This is a genomic window from Xenorhabdus yunnanensis (genome assembly GCF_028598805.1).
Taxonomy (GTDB): Bacteria; Pseudomonadota; Gammaproteobacteria; order Enterobacterales; family Enterobacteriaceae; genus Xenorhabdus; species Xenorhabdus yunnanensis.
In genome coordinates this window covers 1-6,719 of record NZ_JAQRFI010000086.1, presented here as the reverse complement: position 1 = coordinate 6,719, position 6,719 = coordinate 1, and the positions used below count along the sequence as shown (strand labels likewise).

The window sequence follows — 6,719 nt, the reverse complement described above, 5'->3', positions numbered from 1 at the left end:
ATCAGGGCATAGAGCACCATATGTAATTGATAACCCAGCACAATAAGTCCCGCCCATAACTGGGCATACGTCCATTTCGTACTTCTCAATCAACTGCCCGCACTGTGCCCAGTCCCATGACGGAATGTATTCAGGTGCTATCACTATCCCATTAGGTGTGGAATAGCCGTTATAACCTGCCATCTTTTCCCATCCCTGAGCCATTGCAACCGCATAATCCAACGCCCGTCCCGTTAGTTCCGATGTTTTGATTTTCATCTCAAAAGTTCCTTGTATCTTCTTCTATTGTGGAATTAATATTCTGTGACATTTTCACTACGCCAAACTTCGTCATAGTCAGAATTAGGCATGTTAGCGATGTAGTTATAGGGTGTTGCCCCTTCCATGATGAGAAATTGATGGGATTGCTCTTCGAGGTATAACGGGATTTTACCTTCCCATCCTTCGCCGTTCCGTTGCTTCTCCAGGCAGAGAATGGAAGCGGGTTCGTTTGCATGGCGTTGTTCTTCGTCACTGAGTAGCTGTCCGGCTTGCAGCTTCTGTAAGGATCGCTCCCTGCGTTTGTTACGCCAGATGATGAAAAGGTTGTCGGTCAAATCCGTGATTGAGCCAGAGCCTTTGACGTCCATTTTCCCCGTGGGCTTGTCTTCGCTATCAGATTTGCGACTGTGAGTGACGAGAATGACGTGGCTGTTGGTTTTATTCTTGAAATCGCAGAGAGCATCCAGAAAATCCTTTTGCCCGTTATAGTCGTCGTCATCAATACCGCACTTCATCAGGCTGTCGATAACGAACAGGTTTACCCCGTAACGCCGATTGGCATAACGGAAAATATCTAACAGCCGATCGGCTTTCGCCGTTCCAGTGAGTCCGAATATCCACAATCGGTCATCGTAAAATTTAAAAGCCGATTCCAGCTCAATCATGGGAGGGCGTTTATTACATACAGCCTGTCGAGTAAGACGCTTTAGGAATACGCCGGGCTTTAACTCAAATGAAGCTACACACGCGCGTGTCCCTTGTCTCATGGCTTCACACAGCATATGCCCTAAAATTTCGCTTTTCCCGTGCCCGTTAACACCATTGATGATAGTTAACTCTGATTCACGAAAACTGAAATTATGATTCAGCGTTTCCCACGGACTACGAAATAAATACTGTTCCTTGCCATAGAATGCCTGAACCGTGTCCTGATAAAACTCTCTGGCACTGAATAGCTCTTCGGGATCGAAATAGGCGGCGGTTTCGAGGCAACGAATGATTTCATCATACGTTATCCCCGCTTGTAAGCACTCGTTGATATCTTTGTGAGGTAGTTTTACCAATCGGCAACGATGCTCACCCAACCGGCTGGCAATCTCTTTCGCCGCTTCCTGCCCAACATCATCATTGTCCAGTGATAACCAGATTTCAGTGAAGCGATCCAGATTGTGATACTCAAACTCAATCCATTGTTGCTTGGCTCCCTTCCCGCCGCCAAATGGTACAGATAAGGCACTTAATCCGTACTGGTAATAACTCATGCAGTCGATTTCCCCCTCACAGAGGATCACCGCTCTGGCATCTTTCGGCAACACGTCCCACCCATACAAGCTCGGCTCACAATCCGCCTCAACCGAAATGACCTTCTTCCCGCTCGGACGTTCAGTACTGATCCGCTTGACCTGCAACAATTCACCATCCCGCTTGTAGGGAAAGGCGATAGCGGGCAATTCTCGGTTCTCATCGTGTGACCAGACGACAGCATCACACACCTTGTACTCTTCGGTTGTTGCCCGACTGATCCCCCGGTTTTCCAGATAGGTGTAACAGTTTTCAGTTTTGCGAATATTCTTTTTCAGTGACTCGTTCTTCGGTCGGCTAAATTTCTTCTGGCGCTTAGCCTCGAAGTGATGATCATCATCGGTAATGCCTAAAAATTGCTTGGCTTCCGTCATGGCTTGGTGGAGGCTGCAATCCCTCACCTGAACCCACAAGTCCAGCAAGTCCCCACCCGTTCCTTCCGCAAAATCTGACCAGACCCTTTTCCCTGCCAGATTCACTTTCAGGCTCTTTCCGGTCTCGCCATCCACTGACCCAGCAACCCATTCGTGACTTTCTCGCTTGCCGTTCGGCAGTAGATATTTAGCCACTCTTTCAACGTCAGACCACAGACGATCAGACAGTTCAGTGATGGTCATCATGCCTCCTAAAATTTATGATTAATCCAGAAAAACTAATCCAGACTCACTGACCGTAATCCCTGATTGGCCTGTGGTTGGTTGAGCCGGTGTACTGGTGAGGGGTTTCTCGTCTGTCCAGCGTTGCCCGTTGAGGTAGGTCGTCGGGTGTAGATTCTCAAATCCGAATATCTTCACCTGTAAACGTAACCGGATATCTGCCGCTAGAAATTCTGCAAACTGCTCCGGCGTTCCTCCGGTTTCTTTCCGCCACGCTTTGAACTGAGACTTAAACGAGGACAGTGCTTTTGGCTTACCGACCTTTCGCATTCCTGCCAGCCAGAAAATATTTTCAAATGCTGACTGGATTTGGTCTTGTTTTGCTGGCTCATGAGGGGGGGTTTTACATTCAGCCTGAACTTGTTCGGGCAATATGTCTTTCTTGTCTTTCTTGTCTTTTGTAATATTGTCTTTTGTGTTTGACTGATTCGGTAAAGAGCGATTTACTGATTCGGTAAAACTTTTCTTTACCGATTTGGTAAAACTTTTACTGAATCCGTTAAACTTAGTCTCCCATTCCGAAATGTTCTTGTTCATGCCAATCTGCCGACCGCTCTGAATCAGCACTTTCATTCTGATTAACTGGTTTTTAGCTGTAGAACATTTCGTACTGTCTTTGGTGGTCATTTGCTGGAACTGCTCATTGCTGATCCAGTCCATTTTTTTATTATACCCGTAGGTTTTTCTCCAGATAGCAAGCACTATGTGCAACTGAATTTCAGTGAGTCCTGATAACAAGACCGCATCAAGAAGCTCATTTGCTACTCTGGTGAACCCATCCTCAAGATTCGCCACCGTCGGCCTCTCTTGCCTGTTTTTAGCGCCAAAATCCACATATGCAACGTTACTCATGGCGTGTCCCTCCGGTCAGTTCCTCGCGGTGCGCCAGCCGTAATTTGGCATCCTCCAGAGCATCACGCAGTTTTTTAATTCCCTGCTCAGTCACCTGACGGGCTATCTGGTCACGCGCATTATTTTTATGCACAGCAGTGTGATTAAATTTTGTTTTCATGTATAATTACCTCTGTAAATGTGTTGTTGAGAGGGACTTGCATACTTCCTCTCCGTCGTTAAATCGACAGCTCAAGTTGCATTTCAGAAGCCTCGGAGGTTGCACCCTTCGAGGTTTTTCTTTTTGGGTATCTGAGGTTATCTAACAGTGACAACAATTTACTGGCCTCAACCCCTGTCAGAACGATATTCGCCTCACATCCGGGCGCAGCAACCCCTCCTTCTGGCAATCCCAAATTCACAATCATCAAACTGGCTAATTTCGCTATCCGGTTTTTATCGCGGCTTAATTTAGATGGATGAATACCCATTTCCCGCGCCAGATTATTATTTCCAAACTCCAGAACTGATTTGAGAAAATAACTCTCCAGATATTGAGCGCTACACGTAACACGAGTATTTTTGACGGTTTTTGCAACTTCCATTTGGTAGTATTCCTAAAGTTAAATTTGGTTAATGTTTGTTTAGTTAAACGAATAGAATATCGTCTATCCTGAGATAGATAGTTAATAAACACGATCATGGCATTATGATGTCGGCCTGTACGGGATTGATATGCTCCTGCATTCCCCGATTGCCTGAGATCACTCTCGGCGCTATTTCAGTTTGCTAGGGTTCACCAATAGCCTGTCGTGAGAGTCGATTGTTAAAGAGCAGTCAGAGCAGTTAGATCGATTACGCTACTTCTTTATCTGGGTTTGCTGCTAGCAGTAACCATCTCTCGGTAAATTTTCCGTTAGAATGCTCTGCCAGCAATTTTGAATACTGGGTTTTCCCCGTGTATTCAGTGCGAGGTAAGCAGCCGTTTTGCACCCATTTCCAAACTGCAACGCTGCTTTTCCCGCAGATTTTCGCCGCAGCGGCCTGTCCGCCAACGGCATTAACTGCGAATTCAACCGGGTTCATCGGTTAATATCCTTATTAATTAAGTTAACTGTTAGTTAATTCTAAATTCTAACTGACAGTTAAGTCAAGTGTGGAAGATAATTAACTTATGGTTAAAAGCACTGATAAGGTTGAGTTCACTGCTAGGCTAAAAGAGGCGTGCTTAAATGCAGGCTATGCTGGGCGTGGGCTAGGCAAGAAAATAACTAACGCACTTGCCGAACAAAAAATAAAAGTTAGTGGGCCTGCTGTTTGGAAATGGCTAAATTCTGAGTCAATTCCAGACTCCAGTAATATGTTGGCGTTGAGCAAATGGCTCGGTGTCAGGCCGGAGTGGTTAGAGTATGGCCGAGGTTCTAAAACAATAGACGGAATATCAATATCAAAGATAGAGCGAGAAGAGGTTGAGCCTTGGGACTCATCCACCCCAATCGATGATGATGAGGTTGTCATCCCATTTTTTAAAAGTATAGAGTTAGCTGCTGGAATCGGCTGCTGTACTAACGAAGATTATGATGGATTAAAATTGAGATTTTCACGTTCAACTCTTCGTCGATATGGCGCCTGTCCTTCAAATGTTGTGGCGTTCACTGTTCATGGTGACAGTATGTCTCCAGTAATCCCAAATGGATCAACTGTAACCGTTGATTGCGGTCATCAGAATATTGTTGATGGAGGGATATACGCTATTGAGCAAGGTGATTTATTTCGCATTAAGTTATTATATCGCCAACCCGGTAAATTGATTGTACGCAGTTTTAACGCTGTAGAGTTCCCTGATGAGATAACAGAATCTCAGGACGTAAAAATCATTGGTCGAGTTATTAACTGGTCAGTGATGGCGTGGTAATCCGATAACATCCTCTCCGTAAATAAGTATAGCCGCTAACCATGCGGCTATCTCTATCCCGTGTTCCCATCATAAAAATATCCGATCCAAATCACACTTTCAACATTGGTTAAAAATTTATTAACTTAAAATTCAGTTAGTTAAACTTTATTTTTAATTAAATTAACCATTGGTTATTGACTAAGATTAACTAACGGTTAATAATGTATCCATCAACGGCAGGGAGCCAAAAGTAAAAGGAAGTTTGCTCTTTAACAATATGAACCCCACACGACAGGCAACTGACGAGCCCTAGCAAATTGAAATAGCGCCGGATAGTTACTCAGATTATCGAGTAATCATTCAGGCAATCGGGCAAGACAACCAACCCGTAAAGGCTCACTCGTTATGATGTTATGTCGTTATCAACCAAAGAGGAAATTAATCATGGTTTAGCAAAGCGGATAGACCGCAGGCCAAATAGAGCCACCACGGTAAAGCAGCAAGAAAGCCAACTTGCACCGGTTATTAGCGGCAAAGATGCGACAGGAACTCAAGGCATGAGCGCGACCACTGCGAGAGTGTGGTTGATTGACTGTAGGTCATTCTCTGAGTGGCCTATGGTGAGTTAATTAACGGAGAAATTCCATGAACGATAAAGATATTGTATTGGAAAATATGCTTGATGGTTTTTTCGCTCAAGAACGGAAGAAAGAACGCGACAACTTCTGGAACAACCGTCAACCGAAACAGCGTCCGTCCCAACAAGAACGCGACACTGTTAACGTATTCAGCAATTTTGTTACGGCAGTGAATAAAGCGCCGTCGAAAGAACTAATCTCAACCAAAACCAAAACCCGCCGTCGTCTGGGGGCGGGAAATGTTACAGCGAGGGGTTAACACTTGTGTGGCTGACTCAAATGCTAATTATAGCCCATTCGATGAGTGGGCTATGAGGAGTAAGTTATGGGAGGGTTTTCATTACTGATTCAAGATCTCTACCCTCAAATTCAGATGACCAACCACAGGAGCCACAATGGTAAGGAAAATCAGGGAATCCACTACCGACCGCTTTAAGACAATTGGGACAATACACAGCCCTAATGTAGCCGCCAGAGGAATCTTTTCTAAAGGTCGCTCCCATGTGCTGGATAAATTGATCCTTTTCCCGATAACTCGCTACTTCCTTCTCAAGTTCGCAGTTTTTTATTTTAAGCTCGGCAAGTTCTTTCTCGGTCGCTTCATTGGCTTTTTGAATTACTTCAATTTGCTCGTAGATGAAAGTGATTCTCTCTCTGAGTACCTCGTTCGTTTGAATAGTCGAAAGAGTACCAAGGGCATTTTTGACAGAAGAAATAAATAAACCTATATCCATTAATTCAATCCTTCTTAACGTTGGGGAGAACAAACTATAACCGATTTCTTTGCGTTGGGGAACGCTGGAACCACTGCCGCCTGAGGTGGTTAAATATGCAGGCACAATAATAACTAATAGTGAGGGTGAGTATGAATATCGAATTTATCAACGAAGTTCGGGCATCAATGAAACGTGACCGTCAGTCTGCTATTCGTTTTCGTCGTGATTCATTTTTGCGTAAACACTGCGTGAATGCAGCGTTAAATAAACGCCGTTCTATTCGTGAATTAATGGCTATTTATGGTTAACTAACTCCAGCTCATTTCCGAGTGGGCTGTGGTGAGTTAATTAACAACCTCGCCAATGCGGGGTTTTTTATTACCTGAATTAATAGGAGAGTGTAATGAGTGAGAAAAAA

At 44.5% G+C, this 6,719-nt stretch carries 11 protein-coding genes; 4 read left to right on the top strand and 7 right to left on the bottom strand.

The genetic code is table 11. The features are described 5' to 3' along the window. The 6 genes from PSI23_RS19805 to PSI23_RS19780 all read right to left on the bottom strand — a co-directional run. On the bottom strand, window positions 1-258 hold a 258-nt coding region (locus PSI23_RS19805; protein ID WP_273556689.1), incomplete at its 3' end, for a phage protein NinX family protein. 35 nt (window positions 259-293) lie between these two features. After that, window positions 294-2,180: a toprim domain-containing protein gene (locus PSI23_RS19800; protein WP_273556690.1), complete on the bottom strand. Its 1,887-nt coding sequence runs from the start codon at window positions 2,178-2,180 to the stop codon at window positions 294-296. Window positions 2,181-2,201: 21 nt separating this feature from the next. Then, on the bottom strand, window positions 2,202-3,071 hold the full coding sequence (locus tag PSI23_RS19795; protein WP_273556688.1) for a replication protein: 870 nt from the start codon (window positions 3,069-3,071) through the stop codon (window positions 2,202-2,204). Beyond that, entirely contained in the window at window positions 3,064-3,231 is a 168-nt protein-coding gene (locus PSI23_RS19790; protein ID WP_273556687.1) for a hypothetical protein, read from the bottom strand. The genes PSI23_RS19795 and PSI23_RS19790 overlap by 8 nt, the downstream gene beginning before the upstream one ends. 58 nt (window positions 3,232-3,289) lie before the next feature. After that, entirely contained in the window at window positions 3,290-3,655 is a 366-nt protein-coding gene (locus tag PSI23_RS19785) for a hypothetical protein (RefSeq protein WP_273556686.1), read from the bottom strand. A gap of 250 nt (window positions 3,656-3,905) precedes the next feature. Continuing rightward, the gene (locus PSI23_RS19780) at window positions 3,906-4,136 is read right to left on the bottom strand and encodes a helix-turn-helix domain-containing protein (protein ID WP_254852928.1); all 231 of its coding nucleotides are present in this window, start codon (window positions 4,134-4,136) and stop codon (window positions 3,906-3,908) included. Between the two features lie 88 nt (window positions 4,137-4,224). Between PSI23_RS19780 and PSI23_RS19775 the strand changes: the two genes are divergently transcribed. The 3 genes from PSI23_RS19775 to PSI23_RS19765 all read left to right on the top strand — a co-directional run bounded on the left by PSI23_RS19775 (window position 4,225) and on the right by PSI23_RS19765 (window position 5,844). Beyond that, the gene (locus PSI23_RS19775) at window positions 4,225-4,965 is read left to right on the top strand and encodes a S24 family peptidase (protein ID WP_273556685.1); all 741 of its coding nucleotides are present in this window, start codon (window positions 4,225-4,227) and stop codon (window positions 4,963-4,965) included. Window positions 4,966-5,360: 395 nt separating this feature from the next. After that, window positions 5,361-5,576, top strand: coding sequence for a hypothetical protein (locus PSI23_RS19770; protein ID WP_273556684.1), 216 nt, complete (start codon window positions 5,361-5,363; stop codon window positions 5,574-5,576). 16 nt (window positions 5,577-5,592) lie between these two features. Further along, window positions 5,593-5,844 (top strand): hypothetical protein, encoded by a 252-nt coding sequence (locus tag PSI23_RS19765; RefSeq protein WP_273556683.1) that lies wholly within the window; start codon window positions 5,593-5,595, stop codon window positions 5,842-5,844. A gap of 64 nt (window positions 5,845-5,908) precedes the next feature. Here PSI23_RS19765 and PSI23_RS19760 read toward each other — a convergent pair whose 3' ends face one another. Continuing rightward, window positions 5,909-6,424 carry a hypothetical protein gene (locus PSI23_RS19760; protein WP_273556682.1) on the bottom strand — a complete coding sequence of 172 codons (516 nt, stop codon included), beginning with the start codon at window positions 6,422-6,424 and terminating at the stop codon, window positions 5,909-5,911. A gap of 26 nt (window positions 6,425-6,450) precedes the next feature. On the opposite strand from PSI23_RS19760, the gene PSI23_RS19755 reads away from it, so the two are divergent. Then, on the top strand, window positions 6,451-6,609 hold the full coding sequence (locus PSI23_RS19755; protein WP_273556681.1) for a hypothetical protein: 159 nt from the start codon (window positions 6,451-6,453) through the stop codon (window positions 6,607-6,609). Window positions 6,610-6,719 lie beyond the last annotated feature (110 nt).

What these genes read in the sequence shown, in the direction of transcription:
- PSI23_RS19790 (WP_273556687.1), bottom strand. Translation starts at nt 3,231, where the DNA reads ATGAAAACAAAATTTAATCACACTGCTGTGCATAAAAATAATGCGCGT.
- PSI23_RS19785 (WP_273556686.1), bottom strand. Translation starts at nt 3,655, where the DNA reads ATGGAAGTTGCAAAAACCGTCAAAAATACTCGTGTTACGTGTAGCGCT.
- PSI23_RS19795 (WP_273556688.1), bottom strand. Translation starts at nt 3,071, where the DNA reads ATGAGTAACGTTGCATATGTGGATTTTGGCGCTAAAAACAGGCAAGAG.
- PSI23_RS19765 (WP_273556683.1), top strand. Translation starts at nt 5,593, where the DNA reads ATGAACGATAAAGATATTGTATTGGAAAATATGCTTGATGGTTTTTTC.
- PSI23_RS19800 (WP_273556690.1), bottom strand. Translation starts at nt 2,180, where the DNA reads ATGACCATCACTGAACTGTCTGATCGTCTGTGGTCTGACGTTGAAAGA.
- PSI23_RS19780 (WP_254852928.1), bottom strand. Translation starts at nt 4,136, where the DNA reads ATGAACCCGGTTGAATTCGCAGTTAATGCCGTTGGCGGACAGGCCGCT.
- PSI23_RS19755 (WP_273556681.1), top strand. Translation starts at nt 6,451, where the DNA reads ATGAATATCGAATTTATCAACGAAGTTCGGGCATCAATGAAACGTGAC.
- PSI23_RS19770 (WP_273556684.1), top strand. Translation starts at nt 5,361, where the DNA reads ATGTCGTTATCAACCAAAGAGGAAATTAATCATGGTTTAGCAAAGCGG.
- PSI23_RS19775 (WP_273556685.1), top strand. Translation starts at nt 4,225, where the DNA reads ATGGTTAAAAGCACTGATAAGGTTGAGTTCACTGCTAGGCTAAAAGAG.